Below are 16,881 nucleotides of genomic sequence, written 5' to 3' on the forward strand. Positions count from 1 at the left end.
AGTGTTTGACTCACTATCAGACCGCCTACAGTCAGCCCTGGCGGGCCTGCGCGGTAAGGGCAAACTGACCGAGGCTGACATTAATGCCACCGCCCGCGAGATCCGCCTCGCGCTGCTGGAAGCTGACGTGTCTTTGACCGTCGTCCGTGGCTTTATCAAGCGCATCAAGGAACGTGCCCGTGGCGCGGAAGTCTCTGAGGCGCTCAACCCAGCCCAACAGGTAGTTAAGATCGTCAATGAAGAGCTCATTGAGATCCTCGGCGGCGAAACTCGCCGCCTGAACCTAGCGAAGAACCCGCCGACAGTGATCATGCTCGCCGGTTTGCAGGGTGCCGGTAAGACCACGTTGGCCGGCAAGCTGGCCAAGCACCTGGCCAAGCAAGGGCATACCCCGATGCTGGTGGCCTGTGACTTGCAGCGCCCAGGTGCGGTGCAGCAGCTACAGATCGTCGGCGAGCGCGCCGAGGTGCCGACCTTCGCGCCAGATCCGGGTACCTCCCTGGACTCCAATGAGCATGAAATGGGTACCTCCCACGGTGATCCGGTGGACGTCGCCAAGCGCGGTATTGCTGAAGCCAAACAGAAACAGCACGATGTGGTCATCATCGATACCGCCGGCCGCTTGGGCATTGATGAGACACTGATGACGCAGGCGCGCAATATCCGCGATGCCGTGAACCCAGACGAAGTCCTCTTTGTCATCGACTCCATGATCGGCCAAGATGCCGTTCAGACTGCCGAGGCTTTCCGCGATGGCGTGGACTTTACCGGTGTGGTTCTCACCAAGTTGGACGGTGATGCCCGCGGTGGCGCGGCCCTGTCTATTCGTGAGGTCACCGGCAAGCCTATTATGTATGCCTCTACCGGTGAGAAGCTCGATGATTTCGATGTCTTCCACCCCGAGCGCATGTCCAGCCGCATTTTGGGCATGGGTGACTTGCTTTCCCTCATCGAGCAGGCCGAGGCCACCTTGGATCATCAGAAAGCCGAGGAGGCCGCCTCCAAGCTTGGTTCTGGCGAGCTGACGCTGAATGACTTCCTTGAGCAGATGCTGATGATCCGCAAGATGGGGCCCATCGGCAACCTGCTGAAGATGATGCCCGGCGGCAAGCAGATGAATGAGATGGCCGCCATGGTGGATGAAAAGCAGCTGGACCGCATCCAGGCCATCATCCGTGGTATGACTCCGCAGGAGCGTGAGGATCCGAAGATCCTCAATGCTTCGCGCCGCAAGCGTATTGCTAATGGCTCTGGCGTGAGCGTTTCTGAGGTCAACCAGCTCATCGAGCGCTTCAACCAAGCTAAGAAGATGATGTCTAAGATGGCTGGCCAATTCGGCATGGGTGGTATGGGTGGCCGCTCTGCTACCAAGAAGAAGCCGAAGGGCCGCAAGGGTAAAAACGGCAAGCGCAAGAAGGGCAAGGGCGGCGGCGGAAACCGCGGCCCGAAGATGCCGGGCGGAATGCCGGGCATGGGCGGAATGCCAGGTATGCCCGGTGGTGGCGGCATGCCGTCCATGGAAGAACTGCAAAAACTCCAGCAGCAAATGGGCGGCGGCGGCATGCCGGGGATGCCGGGCATGCCAAAGATGCCGAAGGGAATGGAAAATATTGATCTCAACAACTTGGACTTTGGCAAGGGCAAAAAGTAGCGTGCCCCAGTCTTAAGGCATAGCAAAGGAGGCTCCCACGTTATTGTGGGAGCCTCCTTCGTTCTATGCAGGCAGTTGGGTGCCTTATCCCCAGCGCCCGTGCTCGTAGGCGTTGGCGCGTGTTCGCGCGCTATGGCCTAGACGGCGTCGTCGTGCACAGTGTTGGGGTAGGGGACTGGGTTGGCATGTGGCTTGCCGGCGTCGGTAGGTGCGGCGGGTGCCGGCTCCACAGCTGCTGCGGCCTGCTCCGGGGGGATATCAGGGGCTTGCTGTTGGACCTTTTCCCCGTTGAGGAATGGCTTCAGGGCCTCTCGAATCATGGGCATAGCCGATTCCGCGAAGGCATTGGTGATGTGGTGCATGTCGCGGTAGACCATCGTATTGCCGATGATGACTGGGCAGTCACCATTGTCATCGCAGAACCACGGGGCGGTATCTACCGAGAGCATATTCTGGTACTTCGAGAGCACTACTGCACCGGGGTCATAGGGCTGGTAGACCTGCTCAAAGCGCATGCCGCAACCATAGGCATCTTCGGTGGCTACATAGCACTCATCGAACTCGCGCGGACGGCCTTCCTCATCGAAGCCCCACGGGTTATCGCGGAAGCCCAAGAAGGGGATATCGCGCTCGGCTAATTCATCCCAAAATGCCTGGTAGCCAGCGGGAACAGCATCGGGGCCCGTGCCGTACTCATTTTGCGGGCGCGTGGTATTTGAAATCACCAAGGCTGGGTTTGCTTCTTCGATGCGATCCATCACCAGTTTGCCCCATTCGGCGCACTCAGGGGTCACGGTGACATCGTCACCCAGCTCGATGGGGCAACCTTGGCGTAGCAGCGGAACCAATTTAAAGCCCATTTCCTTGCCCAAGCGGTCAAGCGCGGAAGAATACTGTTCCGCGTGGGAGCCGCCTACCAAATAGACTTCCTTTTCTGCGTTTGTGTCACCGAAAATGCACGGAGTTTTGCCGTCTTTGCGGGTTTCGAAGAAGAAATCAGCGGGCTGGCTATCCGGAACAAAGCACCAATTAGCAGCCACTGGTGGCTGGATGCCGCCGGCCAGAATTGGGTCAGGCTTAATCTCTACATTATCCGGTGGGGTGAGGTGATTGATGAACGTCGTCGCACCGGGGTAGAGGGAAGGATTCAGAAGTTCTGCGTCGGCATCATCAAGCGTGCGCATCCACAGCGGCTGAATGGCCAGAAGGCCGACAACGGCCGCAGCAACCACGACACCACCGACGCCGCGAGCAGCGCCTGCCGGCTTCCGCAATGTCGATAGGCCCTTGCGTACCGGCAGATCCTCGGCGGTGGGGCGCTTGCGATGCTGGCGCAGTGGCCGCTCCAAAAAGCGGTGCGTGAGGTCCGCCAGCACCAGTGAAATGGCGATAATGATAACGCCCAGCCACCACGATGGGGTTTCTTGACCCAAATAAGAGGTGGACAGGATAAGCAGAGGCCAGTGCCATAGGTAGAGCGGATAGGCTACATCGCCCAGCCAGCGGGCCTGTTTGGAGGCCATGGCCTTGGAAATCTTGCCACCGCCACCCAAGATGATGAGCACGGCGCCGCCCAGCGGCAAGAGCGAAAGCGGGCCAGGATACGCGGTGGTATCGGCGATGATGGCACCGGTAAAGATGAGCATCACAAGGCCCAAACCCGTAAAGAGGTCATAAAGGCGGGGCGGAATCTTCCAGGCGGAACCGTAGATGGCTAGGACAGCACCCAAGGTCAACTCCCAAGCGCGTGACCAGGTGGAGTAGTAGTTCTCCGGGGTGCCGTAGAGGCCGTGGCGTGAAGCATAGGCGAAGGAGGCAATGGTGGCCACAATGAGGATCGGGCCCGCAATCTGGTTGACTGTGGGGAAGCTGCGCTTACCCAGTGGTTGGTGCTTCGGCCGGAACTTCATGATGGCTGCCAAGATGATCGCAAAGGCAATGCCCATGATGTAGAACTGGCCCTGTACGGCCATGGACCACATGTGCTGCAGCGGGGAGGTATCCGCTGCGGCCGCCGTGTAGTCGGCGTTTTGTTCCGCTAACTCCCAGTTTTGGTAGTACAGCATGGTGGCGGTGATCTGCTGGGTGAGCTCGGTGCGCATGAGCTGCGGGGTGAAAATGCGCACCAGAATGTAGGTCACGCCAATGACCAAAACTAAGCTGGGTACCAAACGTCGCAGGGTGCGCCAGATGGGCCACCAAGGGTTTAAAGAAGCGTTGGGCTTGCTGGCGTAGCGCAGCTGGGAGCCCAAGAAGAAGTAGCCGGATAGCAGCAAGAATACGTCCACGCCGCCGGAAACGCGTCCAACGAAGACGTGGTAGATAACTACTAGGCCGATGGCAATACCGCGTAGACCATCAAGGTCATAGCGGTACCGGAAATTTCGCGGTGATTCTTTAGTCATAAACTGTCTTTTCGTGCGTCAACGCCTTTACAGTGAGGCAGAAAGCGCGCCATACATATGGAACCAAATGTCTATATTCGGCCCTTAAGGCTACTCTGCTTTAGCATCGATGGCATAACGAACCTGCGTGAGTGGCGTCGTGATTTTAAAATTGCAGATACTCGCGCTAAAATACTTCAGGTTATCTACTCGGATACTCCGGGCTAGGTAATCCACAGAACGTAATATTCTGCGTAGCACCGTTCCCGTCTACGGTCGGCCGGTATGTCACGCGCAGATTAAATCCAAGGGTTGAACCGGCGCACTACCTGGTGCGCGTCTGTACTGCCCAGTGACTAGAAAAGGAGCCGTCATGGCTGTCAAGATTAAGCTGCAGCGTTTGGGCAAGGTCCGCGCTGCTGAGTACCGCGTTGTTATTGCTGATGCCCGCACCCGTCGTAACGGCAAGGTAATCGAGAACATTGGTATTTACCACCCGAAGGAAGAGCCTTCCCTCATCCAGATCGATTCTGAGCGTGCGCAGCACTGGCTGTCCGTCGGCGCGCAGCCAACCGAGCCGGTTCTTGCTCTGTTGAAGGTCACCGGTGACTGGCAGAAGCACAAGGGTCTGCCTGGTGCAGAAGGCACCCTGAAGGTTGCTGAGGAGAAGAAGTCCAAGCTGGAGATCTTCAACGAGGCACTGGCTGAGGCTAACAACGGCCCGACCATCGAGGCCATCACCGAAAAGAAGAAGAAGGCCAAGGAAGAGGCTGAGAAGAAGGCCGCTGAGGAAGCTGCTGCTGCAGAGGCTGCCGCTGCTGCTGCCGGCGAAGCTGATGCCGAGGCCGAGGAGAAGGCTGAGGAAGCTTCCGAGGAGTCTGCAGAGTAATCTTCCTTCCTTTGCTAAGCGCGCAGCGCTTCTAACTTCGGGCCCTGCCTACACCACTGTGCAAGTTGTGTAGGCGGGGCCTTTGTGTTGTGTGGATGAAATCAACCGGCCCAAAGAGATGACCGCGCACGCATCTCCTTGGTGGAGGTGCGTGCGCGGTCATTTTTAGAAAAGGTACGTTGAAACCCTGCAAGCTACAACGGGTGGGGGAGGGTGAATGTTTCCCTTAGCTCTGTGGCTTGTAGTCGGCATAGCGACTGTAGACATTAGACGGATCTTTAAAGTCCATGCCACGCAGGCCGCCGGCAACAACCGGAGCAAAAAGTTCTAGGATTTGCTCGCGTGGTAGCTGTGACATGGGGCCGTTGACGGCAAGAACGGTAAAGCCATGGATGGTAGACCATGCCAAAAGGGCGTTCTGCATGAAATATGTGGGGTCAGTAGTATTGTCCAAAGCTTGCGCGTGGCGGGCGAGAAGGGCGAAGAAATCGCGAATCTGCTGAAGGTGATCCATCTTCGGATCATCTTCGGTGTGTGGATCCACACCGAGCATGAAGCGCAGCGCCTTCCATTCCAACATGCAACGGAAGAAATTGGTCTCATCCAAGGCAAACTCGAGGTAAGTGTAACCGATTTGCACCAAGTGCTCTGGAAAATCCAAGTGCCCGGCAGCCTCAGTAGTCTCATGCAGGCGCCGGACCAGTTCGTCGGTGGCAAGCTCTGCTACCTTATCGTGTAGTTCTTCTTGATCCTTGAAGTGGCGGTAGGCGGAGGTAGGGGATACTCCGGCTTCGCGGGTAACGGCACGGACCGTGATGGCATTGGGGCCGCTTCGCTTGCCTAGCTGGACTGCGATGCGGAGCAGCTCATCGTGGAGGTTTCCATGATGGTAAGGCTTATTATGCGATTCCATGAGAGTCATTTTATCACCGAAACTTATGTTCCTATAAACTATTTTGTCAGCATAGTGAGCAACAAAATTGCGGGGGTAGAGGTACCGGAATCCGCAGCTGCAGCCTCGACTTTATGCACCTCATATGCAGGAAGATGCACGATCGTGTCCGGCGTAAGGGTGACGGTTTCTTCACCATAAGTGAAGTTGAGCTGCCCGCGGAGCGTCTGCACGATAATGGGATGAGCGGCCTTGTGGTCCGGTAGGGACTGTCCTGGTGCAAAGCTAAAGAGAATGAGATTAGCGCCATCGGTGCTCAAGACGCGCTGTACTCCTGGGCGGGGCCGCTGCGGATCCGTATCCGGTGCGATATCGAGCAAATTAAGTGTAGTCATAGCGGAAGCAGTGCCCAGATGGGAAGCCGTGCCAAAAGTATCCGGGGAATTGGTAGGTGAATCGCTCATGTGCCTACTTTAACGACAATGAGCCCCAGAAACTGGAACTTTTTCGAAGTAGCTGAAAACCCATCACTGACAAGGGAAAAGGCTCGTGCTGTAGAATTTCCGCTATGGAATTGATGATTGGTCGCGTGATTAAATCGCACGGCGTGAAGGGTGAAGTAGTAATCGAGGCCACTACTGACGAACCGGAGGTGCGCTTTGCGGTGGGGGAAGCGCTCCATGGCACGCAGGGCAAAAAAGAGCACACGCTAACTATCAAGGCAGTCCGCACTCACAAGGGAAGGCTGCTCGTTACCTTCGAAGAAGTAAAAGACCGCAATGTGGCGGATAGCCTGCGCGGCACGAAGTTTTTCGCCGCGCCGCTCGATAACGATGATGGCGGTTTTTATGACCATGAGCTGGAAGGACTACGCGTACTTCTGGCGGGCAAGAACATTGGTGAGGTTACGTCGGTCATCCACGGTGGAAGCCAAGATTTGCTAGAGGTAAATCTCGACACTGGCAAGAAAGCACTCATTCCTTTCGTGCATGCCATTGTTCCTGACGTGGACCTTGCAGCAGGGACGTGCACCATTGACCCGCCGGAAGGATTGCTGGACCTATGAGGCTTGATGTTGTCACCATCTTTCCGGAGTACTTGGAGCCGTTGCGGCATGCACTTTTAGGAAAAGCCATTGAACAAGGTCGCCTTGAAGTAGGCGTACATGATCTGCGGCAGTGGGCGACTGATGCGCATAAGTCTGTCGATGATTCGCCGGTCGGCGGTGGCCCTGGCATGGTTATGAAGCCGGAAGTATGGGGGCCGGCACTCGATAGTGTTGCTGCTCAGGAAAGTGCACCGAACCTAGAATCGGCCCTTCCGCACTTGAACCGTCCCCGCCACGATGAGCTTGAAGGAGTAGAGGCGCACGCCTATGCGGTTGACGCCCAGCCCGAGGAGGATAGTGACCTCCCACTGCTCATTGTGCCTACCCCAACGGGACAGCCGTTTAGTCAAGCGGATGCGCGTGCGTGGTCGACTGAGGAGCATATCGTCTTTGCTTGCGGGCGTTATGAGGGAATCGATCAGCGTGTGGTGGATGATGCCGCGCGTCGCTACCGCGTCCGCGAGGTATCCATCGGTGATTATGTGTTGATCGGTGGGGAAGTAGCGACGTTGGTAATTGCAGAGGCCGTCGTGCGACTCATTCCAGGCGTGCTGGGCAATAAGCGCTCCCATGAAGAGGATTCCTTTTCTGATGGTCTCTTGGAGGGCCCGAGCTATACCAAGCCGCGAGAGTGGCGGGGTCTGGCCGTACCGGACGTTTTGACCTCGGGAAACCACGCCTTGGTGGATAAGTGGCGGCGCGAACAAGCATTATTGCGCACCTGGCAGCGCCGTCCCGAGCTGCTGGAAGTAGCAGAGCTAGACAAGGATGATAGGGCTTTCATTGCGCAGTTGGAGCAGGAAGCTAAGGCTAAGGGTGAAGGCTAATGGAGGTTAGTGCTGATCTTTCCTTGCTTCTAGGAACTCGAGAGAATGAGGATTGCCTCGCAGGACTGCCTGACAGGCTACGTGCTCAGGGCTTTCATCCAGCTAGCATTTTCGTCATTCAGGTAGCGGAATCATGCCCGGAGAGCAGCCCGTTAGCGCAGGAATACCGTTTCAGGTTTGGTCAGCGACCGCAGGGAATTCCGGTGTGGCGGCTTATAGTTAACGGTGAGACCGCACACCCCTTAGCCACCGTGGCCCCCACTGTGGCGGAATGTTTGCCCCCGGAAGCGCTGTGGTTGGGGAGCGCGGAAATCGGTTTTACAGAGATGGGGCTTGGTACCCCAGCGGTATGGCGAGCGGAAGCTGCGTAATAGGCGCCGACGAGGAAATTAATTGCCGCATTTTCACGCTAAATCTGCAGCGCTTAGGCCGTCTGGGGTTATAGTTAGGGGGACATTCCCTCCAATTTTCTATTCCCAAGGTGGTCCCTAAACCATGACGGCTCCCAATGGCAATAATTACGGTGGATTTAACCAGCAGCCGCCCCAGTACAACCAACAGTATTATCCCCAGCAGAACAATGGCGGCGTCAGCGGTGCCACGATCGCTGCGATTATCGCAGCCATTGTGGCGGTAATCGCGGTGGCTGCCATGGTCATTATGTTCGTGACCAATAACCAGAGCGATTCTACGGATAGCGCTGCAGGGGATAGCCAATTCCAGCAGGCGGATGCGAATAGCGGATCCGGAACTGGGTCGGGGTCCGGCAAGAAGTCCGGTTCCTCCAAGGATTCTGCAGAGGATGAGGACTCCAGCCCGGTCACGGTGACCGAGACCAAGGAAGCCCCGGCACCAGCACCGGCACAGGCTGGTTCCGCTGGCTCCAGCAATGGACATTCCTGGGGTGATTACCCTAACTATTATGCGACTGGCCCGACTTCCAGTCCTTTTGCTCGCAACGTCTACACCGCTTTTATGAATAACTGGGTTGCGGGTGGCGGCACCAACGTCACCTTGAGTGTCTATTCGCCGAGCACCGGTCGTACCTACACCATGTACTGCTCCGGCAGCTCCGCCCGGGTTACTTGCACCGGCGGCAAGAACGCCCGCGTGGTTATCCACTAGGCACGCGCCGCACCTTCCTCCTTTCCTTGCTGGAAAGGAGGTTTTGCGTTGAGGGGGGCGTCGGCAAGCGAAGGCGGTGAAGGGGCAGTGCGGTAAATTGGGTGGGTCTAATCCCAAACCTCGAGAAAAGAGTGAGGAGACCACGTGAATATTGCGGCAACCATCGCCGCCGAGCTCAACGTAAAGGAAACGCAGATTTCCACCGCGTTGCAGCTGCTTGCGGAGGGCAATACTGTGCCTTTTATTGCCCGCTACCGCAAGGAGGCCACCGGCGGGCTGGATGACTCCCAGCTGCGCACTATTGAGGAGCGCGCGAACTACCTGAAGGAATTGCAGGAGCGTAAGGAGACCATCCTTGCGGCGATTGAGGAGCAGGGCAAGCTTAGCGACGCCCTGAAGAAACAAATCCTTGCCTGCGAAACCAAGGCGCGCCTGGAGGACCTGTACCTGCCGTATAAGAAGCGCCGCAAAACTAAGGCGGATATTGCCCGCGAGGCCGGCCTAGAAGAGCTGACCGATAAGCTCATCGCGGATCCTCACGCCACCCCAGAAGACCTAGCGCAGGCCTTCCTTTGCGAGGGCTTTGAAGATACAAAGAAAGCCCTCGACGGCGCCCGCGCCATCCTGGTGGATCGCTTCGCACTGGACGCTGACCTGGTGGGTGAGGCGCGAGAGCGCATGTTTACTAAGGGTGTTATGGGCGCGCACGTCATTGAGGGCAAGGAAGCAGAAGGGGCGAAGTTTAAGGATTACTTCTCCTTCAACGAGCCTTTCCACACATTGCCCTCGCACCGCATTTTGGCGCTCCTGCGGGGCGAGAATGAAGGCGTATTGCAATTGCAGCTTGATGCTGGCGATGACGCGGACTATGAGGACGTTATTGCCTCCCGTTTCGAACTGGATCGCTCCTCCAAGTGGCTTGCTGACGCAGTCCATTGGGGCTGGCGCACCAAGCTTTATATTTCCTCCAGCCTGGATGTACGTATGCGCCTGAAAGAAGTGGCAGAGGAAGGTGCGCTCAAGATTTTTGCCACCAATTTGCGGGATGTGCTACTTGCTGCGCCGGCAGGTCAGCGTGCCACCATTGGCCTGGATCCGGGATACCGCAATGGCGTCAAGTGTGCGGTTGTAGACAAAACCGGCAAAGTGCTCGATACCACTATTGTCTACCCGCACCAGCCGCAGAATCAGTGGAGCCAGGCGTTACAGACCTTGTCTACCTTGTGCGCCAAGCATTCGGTGGACCTTTTGGCCATCGGAAATGGTACTGCCTCCCGTGAGACCGAGAAGCTCGCCCAGGAGATTGCGGACCTCATCAAGCAGGCCGGAGGCCAGCGTCCCACGCCCGTCGTAGTCTCAGAGTCCGGCGCTTCGGTGTATTCTGCCTCGCAGCTGGCGGCGGCGGAATTCCCCGATATGGATGTCTCGCTGCGTGGTGCAGTCTCCATCGCTCGTCGTTTGCAGGATCCTCTGGCGGAGCTGGTAAAGATCGATCCGAAGGCTATTGGGGTGGGGCAGTATCAGCACGATGTTAACCAGACCGCGCTCGCTCGCACCCTTGATGGTGTGGTGGAAAGTGCCGTGAACGGCGTGGGCGTAGATCTCAACACTGCTTCCGTCCCGCTGCTGGAGCGGGTGGCTGGAGTTAATTCCACCATCGCTGCCAATATCGTGGCTTACCGCAATGAAAACGGCTCCTTTGCTTCCCGTAAGGAACTGAAGAAGGTGCCGCGTCTCGGACCTAAGGCGTTTGAGCAGTCAGCCGGCTTCCTTCGCATCAATGGCGGCACCGATCCATTGGATGCCTCCGCCGTGCACCCTGAGGCTTATCCAGTTGTCTCCCGCATTGCGGAAAAGACCGGTCTGGGCATTTCCGAGCTTATTGGCAATACCCGCGTACTTTCCAAGCTTGCGCCAGCAGATTTTGCAGATGAGACCTTTGGTATCCCTACGGTGACCGATATCATCGCTGAGCTGGATAAACCCGGCCGCGACCCGCGTCCGGAATTTAAGACCGCAACCTTCAAAGAGGGGGTACATAAGGTCTCCGATCTCACCCCGGGAATGATCCTTGAGGGCACAGTTACCAACGTGGCGGCCTTTGGCGCTTTTGTGGACGTTGGAGTACATCAGGACGGCCTCGTCCATGTTTCTGCCATGAGCCACAAGTTCGTCTCTGATCCGCACGAGGTCGTGCGCTCTGGCCAAGTGGTCAAGGTAAAAGTCATGGAGGTCGACGTCGAGCGGCAGCGCATCGGCTTGTCTTTGCGCCTCGATGATGAACCGGGGCAGCAGGCTCCCAAGCGCCGTGGCGATGCGCAACATGCCGCAAACTCTGCCGCCAGGGGAGAAGGGAAGCGCTCCGGACACAAATCCGGGCGCGGTTCCCGGGGCGGCTCGCGCGGCCGCACTGGCGGACGAGGTGGCTCCGGCGGTGGTGGTGCCATGGCCGATGCCCTGAAGAAAGCAGGCTTTTAGCCGCTGTGGGCTAGCCTTTTTAACTGCTGCTTTTGCTCCCATCGTTGCCTACGGTGGGAGCTTTTGCATGCCTGGGGGAGAGAGATTTCCTCCACGCCGTGGAGTCCATTGCGTGCCCATATTGTCTCACAATGGTAAGTTTGGCAAAACTAAGTAAAAGGCGCGTGGTGCCATGTCAATTGCAAGGAGAAGGAAATGAGCAAAGCGGCTACATCCAGCCATGGCAGGGGAGTATTGGGTTGGCACCGCGTATTGGATTGGCGTCCGCGCAGTGCATTGGCACGAGTACTCATCGTGTTCTTCCTGGTTGCGCCCATTATTGTTGCCGGAACCATGATGTGGGCTATGTGGGACCCGTCCAAATACATGCGCAAAATTGACCTAGCGGTGGTGAATGAAGACGCGGGCGTCAACAAGCAAGGCGCATATACCAATTGCGGAGATCAGGTGGTAGAAGGTCTGCTGGATACCGATTACCTAAATTTCGCAGAGGTGAATAAGGAGGACGGGGACCAAGGGCTGATAAAGGGAAAATATCTGCTGGTGGTGACCATCCCTCAGGACTTTTCCAAACAGGCGGTGACCATCATCAGCGATAAACCCGTCAAACCTGAAATTCATTTCGCGAGCAATGACTATTACGGCACGAACGGCTCCGTGATTTCTTCCAGCCTCATCCCGCAGGTGCAAACCAGCGTGGAAAATGCAATCTCGAAAAAATATGCTGACCAGGTAATCGAAGGGCTCAATAAGCTAAGCGATGGATTGGGAACTGCCGCCGATGGCGCTGGGCGTCTTGATGAAGGTGCCGGAAAGCTGCAAGAAGGTGGTGGTCGTGCGGTCGCCGGCATAGGTGAGCTGGGGGCCGGCGCAGGAAAGCTGCATGATGGAACTGGTGCGCTCCTTGGTGGCACAACCCGCCTCAATGAGGGAGTCGGGCGACTCGATGATGGTGCCGCTCGCCTGGATGATGGTGCAACGCAACTTGCCGAAGGCTCCGATAAGCTGCTCGCTGGCACTGGCCGTCTCGCCGATGGTGCAGGCCAGATCGATGGTGGGGTTAATCAGCTCACGGGAATGCTCATCCCAGTGCTCAAACAGGCCCAAGTCGTGGTTCCTGCCCTTTCGCAACTGGTAGAGGTACTGCGTAACTTGGGTATGGGGCAACAGGCTGAACAGCTCCACTCGCTCGTATCCAAGCTAGATCCGGCGACGAGTGGAAACATGGTGGAGAAACTAGAACAGCTTTCTCATGGTACCGGCCAGCTGTACTACAACCTTTCAGATCCCAACTCGGAATATCTGGGCGGTATGAACAAACTCAATGGCGGGGCGCACCGTCTCGCTGATGGCACCAAAGAGCTGCACAGCGGCGTTGGAGAACTCAGCAACGGCGCTGCTCAGCTGCACGGTGGAACGAGCCGCCTCCACGATGGAACCGGCACCCTGAAGGCAGGAACAGACCGCTTGGCGGCCGGCGGTGCCGAGCTCAAGGGAGGCATGGATAAGCTAAAGGCTGGTTCTGGTGAGCTCTCGCAGAAGCTGGCAGATGGTGCAGACAAAGCGCCATCTATCTCCAAACCGGAAGACTCGGCTCAAAACATGGCCGTTCCCATCAACTTCACCGCTTCCAATGTGCACCCAGTCCAAACTGTAATAAGCTCCGCGGACCCTACCCGCAAAGACATCACCGGCGGCGCCTCTTTGCTCTTAGTGCTTGTCTTCGGCTTCCTTGTCATGCTGCTGGTGGCTATGGTGTTCCCCTATTACCTCGGACGTAAGGGAATTCCAGTCACGCATCCTGCGCGCAGGATACTTCTTGCGTTCTTCACGCTGACTGCGCTCAACTTCATTGTCCTTGCCTTTATGGCGCTGATGTCAGCGACTTTGGGGTGGTCACCGGCTAGCTGGCCGATGATTCTCGGGGTAGTAGCGGCCATCGCGGCGGTGGGCGCGGCGACTTACCAGTTTTTCCACGTGACTTTTGGCCGAAAGATTGGTGGCATCTTCGCCGCGGGACTCTTTGCCCTCGGCGTGATGGTCTTTGGCGGCGTGTGGCCGGTGGCCGCGATTCCCCGCCCGTTGAGCATTATGCACTCTTTCCATCCGATGACCTACGCAAAAGATGCTTTCACGCGTGCCACTGATGGGATTCATGACGCGACCTTCTGGACTGGAATGGCAGCGTTGCTCGGATTTACCCTGATCGCGCTTTTCGCCTCATATATGGTCTTCCGCGCGCGTCACTTGGGTACGGCGAAAATCCTCGATGAGCACCTTGTCCGCTCCCCGGCTGCTGTGGCGGCGTAACTTAGGCAGGGAAGAAAAGTAGTGCCGGGAAGGAAATTTGGTTCCTGCCAGTGCATGTGGAAAAATAGTGCACCGTTCTATGTAACGGGCACGAACCGGTTAGGCTTCACGCCGCTAGGGTCCTCTGTCCCAAACTGAAAAGGAATATTGGCATGTCCAACATTATTGACAAGGTCGATGCAGCACAGCTGCGCGACGATATCCCGTCCTTTCGCCCAGGCGATACCCTCGACGTTAACGTAAAGGTTATCGAGGGTAACAACGAGCGTGCACAGCTGTTCAAGGGCATCTGCATCCGTCGTCAGGGTTCCGGCATCCGTGAGACCTTCACCGTCCGTAAGGTCTCCTTCGGTATCGGCGTTGAGCGTACCTTCCCGGTTCACTCCCCGAACCTGGAGTCCATCAAGGTCTCCCGCCGCGGCCGCGTTCGCCGTGCGAAGCTGTACTACCTGCGCGATCTGCGCGGTAAGAAGGCTCGCATCAAGGAGCGTCGCTAGTATTAGTGCGCTGCGCGCCACCATCCCCCTTGCACCCTTGTGGGTGCAAGGGGGATTTTTGTGCCTATTGCCAGCTATTTCCTGGTGTCAGCCGGCAGGCTTTAACCGGATAGTTGCCTGTGAATTCTCCAGCCGCGAGGGGGATAAGGCGGGAACCGGGACGTGGGGTTGCTAGGATTTAGCGCGTGAATAAAGACAGCATCTCGCAGGAACAGTCGCCTGAAGGTGAGGGGGCCAACCCCGTAGAGGGGAACGCTTCCCCGCAAGGCGAAGGGGCAACCAAGAAAAAAGACATGCCGTGGCTGCTGGAAACCCTTCTGGTCGTGGCAACGGTCCTTGTTATCGTGGGCCTTTTCCAGAACTTTATCGGACGGCAGTATGTGATCCCTTCCGGCTCGATGGAGCCGACACTGCATGGCTGCGAGGGCTGTACGAATGACCGTATCTTTACGGAAAAGATCTCCTATTACGGCGATGGAGAGCCAGAACCAGGCGATGTTGTCGTCTTCAAAGGCACCGAGGACTGGAATTCCAGCTATGTCTCGCCGCGCTCGTCCAACCCGGTAATCCACGGGGTGCAGGATGCATTGAGCTTTGTATCCTTGGCGCCGCCCGATGAAAATACCCTGGTTAAGCGCGTGATTGCCACCGGTGGGCAGACAGTGTCTTGCCAGGAGGGCGATCCTGCAGTCATGGTTGATGGCAAGCCCATCGAGCAAGACTACGTGCAAGACCCGCCAACGTACCCGGTAGATAAGTCGACAGGCTCGGAAGCTTGTGGAGGCCCGTACTTTGGTCCCGTGGAAGTACCGGAGGGCAATATCTGGGTCATGGGTGATAATCGCACGGCCTCGGCAGATTCTCGCTATCACATGACCGATAAATTCCACGGCACAGTACCGGTGGAAAATGTCCGCGGCAAGGTGAAGTTCGTCTTCTGGCCGTTTACCCGCATCGGTGGCATCGATGACCCGGACATCCAGGAATAAACCTTCTTCCCAACGCCTGCGCACCCGGGATTTTTTCTTCCCCGTGGTGGCAGGTTTTGTCCTGCTGGTGCTGTTACAAGCATTGGTGGGACGGATGTATGTCATTCCTTCTGCGTCGATGGAACCTACCCTGCATGGTTGTCCCGGCTGTGAAAATGATCGCATCGCAGTGCAGAAGGTCAGCTATTACTTCACAGACCCACAACCTGGGGAGGTGGTTGTCTTCGAAGGGCCGGAGTCGTGGAATAACGAGTTTCAGGTCACACGCTCGCGCAATATTATTGTGCGAGGTGCGCAGAATGCTTTGGCGGCAGTAGGGCTTTTGCCCAACGGGGAAAATATCCTCGTCAAGCGGGTAATTGCTACCGGCGGACAAACGGTGAGCTGTGAGGCTGGTGATCCTTCGGTGATGGTGGATGGTCAGCCGATTGATCAATCATTCGTGCTTGATCCACCGGAGATTCCCGTAGACCCCGGCGTTGGCTCCCAGGAGTGTGGCGGCGAGTACTTCGGCCCCGTCACCGTCCCGGAGGGGCATCTCTGGGTAATGGGAGACAATCGCACCAACTCCCTCGATTCGCGTGCGCACTTGGGCGATAACCTACAAGGCACCGTGCCAGTGGATAATATTCGCGGCCGAGTTGAGGCTGTCATCTTGCCTCTATCGCGGTGGGGTGGGGTGGAACACCCAGAGATTTCGCATGCGGCGGCTTAAGCAACGACGCACCTATGAGCTGGCCTTGAGCAAGGCTGGGCTCGGGCCGGTGGCTGGAGTGGATGAGGCCGGGCGTGGCGCGTGTTGCGGGCCGATCACCATCGCGGCCTGCATTATGCCGGATCGCCCGATCAAGGAGCTGGCGGAGCTTAGCGATTCCAAAAAGCTGACTCCCCGGCAGCGCGAGCGGCTCTTTCCACTCATTAAGGACAAGGCTGTGGACTGGTCTGTGGTGCACATTAGCGCGGGGGACATCGATAAGCGCGGCATCCAGCACGCTAATATTTCCGGGATGCGCAGGGCGGTAGCACGCCTGGATATCCGCCCAGGCTATGTGCTTAGCGACGCCCTCTTTATCCCCGGCCTTACCCAACCCCAGCTGCCCATCATCGGCGGCGATGCAGCCGCGCGGTGTATCGCCGCGGCAAGTGTCTTGGCAAAAGTGAGTCGCGACCACCTGATGCGCGACCTTGATGCGCGCTACCCCGGCTATGAATTAGCCAAGCACAAAGGCTATGGGACTAAGGCACACGAGGCCGCAATTTCGGCGCTGGGAGCGTGCCCGGAACACCGGATGAGCTATGACAATGTCCGTCGCGCTCATGCGGAGTTCGCCGCGCGTGCCTAGCTAGAATCTAGCCTCCTGCGCGCTAAGCTTAAGCGAGCTAACCCACAACCTGGAGGTCCATCGTGAGTGCAGAGGAACTCGATAACTACGAGGCTGAGGTAGAGCTGTCCCTCTACCGCGAGTACCGAGACGTTGTCAGTCAGTTTTCCTATGTCGTTGAAACTGAGCGGCGCTTTTACCTGGCTAATGCGGTAGAGCTCATTCCGCATACCTCTGGACCTGATGTGTACTACGAGGTGCGCATGTCCGATGCTTGGGTATGGGATATGTACCGCTCCGCCCGCTTTGTGCGCTATGTTCGCGTCATTACCTACAAGGACGTCAATATCGAAGAGCTGGATAAGCCTGAATTCATGATGCCGGAGTAATTTTGTCAACTCGGCACTAC

General features: G+C 57.2%; 15 protein-coding genes. 12 read left to right on the forward strand and 3 right to left on the reverse strand.

Going from position 1 to position 16,881, the window contains the following annotated elements; all coding sequences use genetic code 11:
- Position 1: 1 nt before the first annotated feature.
- Positions 2-1,651 (forward strand): signal recognition particle protein, encoded by a 1,650-nt coding sequence (gene ffh, locus MHK04_RS00635; RefSeq protein WP_239207560.1) that lies wholly within the window; start codon positions 2-4, stop codon positions 1,649-1,651.
- A 137-nt stretch (positions 1,652-1,788) separates the two neighbouring features.
- Here the strand turns inward: ffh and MHK04_RS00640 are convergent, their stop codons facing one another.
- Positions 1,789-4,056, reverse strand: coding sequence for an acyltransferase family protein (locus tag MHK04_RS00640; RefSeq protein ID WP_239204266.1), 2,268 nt, complete (start codon positions 4,054-4,056; stop codon positions 1,789-1,791).
- A gap of 352 nt (positions 4,057-4,408) precedes the next feature.
- On the opposite strand from MHK04_RS00640, the gene rpsP reads away from it, so the two are divergent.
- Entirely contained in the window at positions 4,409-4,924 is a 516-nt protein-coding gene (rpsP, locus tag MHK04_RS00645; protein WP_005325261.1) for a 30S ribosomal protein S16, read from the forward strand.
- Between the two features lie 226 nt (positions 4,925-5,150).
- Here rpsP and MHK04_RS00650 read toward each other — a convergent pair whose 3' ends face one another.
- On the reverse strand, positions 5,151-5,837 hold the full coding sequence (locus tag MHK04_RS00650) for a TetR/AcrR family transcriptional regulator (protein ID WP_232212596.1): 687 nt from the start codon (positions 5,835-5,837) through the stop codon (positions 5,151-5,153).
- A 38-nt stretch (positions 5,838-5,875) separates the two neighbouring features.
- Positions 5,876-6,280: a cupin domain-containing protein gene (locus MHK04_RS00655; RefSeq protein WP_239207561.1), complete on the reverse strand. Its 405-nt coding sequence runs from the start codon at positions 6,278-6,280 to the stop codon at positions 5,876-5,878.
- A 104-nt stretch (positions 6,281-6,384) separates the two neighbouring features.
- On the opposite strand from MHK04_RS00655, the gene rimM reads away from it, so the two are divergent.
- The 10 genes from rimM (at position 6,385) to MHK04_RS00705 (ending at position 16,861) form a co-directional block, all read left to right on the forward strand.
- Positions 6,385-6,882, forward strand: a complete 498-nt coding sequence (rimM, locus tag MHK04_RS00660; RefSeq protein ID WP_239207562.1) for a ribosome maturation factor RimM — start codon at positions 6,385-6,387, stop codon at positions 6,880-6,882.
- Positions 6,879-7,751: a tRNA (guanosine(37)-N1)-methyltransferase TrmD gene (gene trmD / locus MHK04_RS00665; protein ID WP_239207563.1), complete on the forward strand. Its 873-nt coding sequence runs from the start codon at positions 6,879-6,881 to the stop codon at positions 7,749-7,751. The genes rimM and trmD overlap by 4 nt, the downstream gene beginning before the upstream one ends.
- Positions 7,752-8,246: 495 nt before the next feature.
- The gene (locus MHK04_RS00670; RefSeq protein ID WP_239204258.1) at positions 8,247-8,876 is read left to right on the forward strand and encodes a hypothetical protein; all 630 of its coding nucleotides are present in this window, start codon (positions 8,247-8,249) and stop codon (positions 8,874-8,876) included.
- Positions 8,877-9,020: 144 nt separating this feature from the next.
- Positions 9,021-11,354 carry a Tex family protein gene (locus MHK04_RS00675; RefSeq protein ID WP_239207564.1) on the forward strand — a complete coding sequence of 778 codons (2,334 nt, stop codon included), beginning with the start codon at positions 9,021-9,023 and terminating at the stop codon, positions 11,352-11,354.
- Positions 11,355-11,549: 195 nt separating this feature from the next.
- On the forward strand, positions 11,550-13,664 hold the full coding sequence (locus tag MHK04_RS00680) for a YhgE/Pip domain-containing protein (protein ID WP_239207565.1): 2,115 nt from the start codon (positions 11,550-11,552) through the stop codon (positions 13,662-13,664).
- Positions 13,665-13,816: 152 nt separating this feature from the next.
- A complete protein-coding gene (rplS, locus tag MHK04_RS00685; protein ID WP_005325245.1) occupies positions 13,817-14,161 on the forward strand; it encodes a 50S ribosomal protein L19 in 345 nt (114 codons plus the stop codon).
- A 185-nt stretch (positions 14,162-14,346) separates the two neighbouring features.
- Entirely contained in the window at positions 14,347-15,150 is an 804-nt protein-coding gene (gene lepB / locus MHK04_RS00690; RefSeq protein ID WP_023021292.1) for a signal peptidase I, read from the forward strand.
- Positions 15,128-15,865 (forward strand): signal peptidase I, encoded by a 738-nt coding sequence (gene lepB / locus MHK04_RS00695; protein WP_200288918.1) that lies wholly within the window; start codon positions 15,128-15,130, stop codon positions 15,863-15,865. Before lepB (MHK04_RS00690) ends, lepB (MHK04_RS00695) begins: the two co-directional genes overlap by 23 nt.
- Entirely contained in the window at positions 15,852-16,493 is a 642-nt protein-coding gene (locus MHK04_RS00700) for a ribonuclease HII (protein WP_239207566.1), read from the forward strand. Before lepB (MHK04_RS00695) ends, MHK04_RS00700 begins: the two co-directional genes overlap by 14 nt.
- A 62-nt stretch (positions 16,494-16,555) precedes the next feature.
- A complete protein-coding gene (locus MHK04_RS00705) occupies positions 16,556-16,861 on the forward strand; it encodes a DUF2469 domain-containing protein (RefSeq protein WP_005325239.1) in 306 nt (101 codons plus the stop codon).
- Positions 16,862-16,881: the final 20 nt, after the last annotated feature.

Source organism: Corynebacterium nasorum (assembly GCF_022345765.1).
In the GTDB taxonomy this organism is placed as follows: Bacteria; Actinomycetota; Actinomycetes; order Mycobacteriales; family Mycobacteriaceae; genus Corynebacterium; species Corynebacterium kefirresidentii.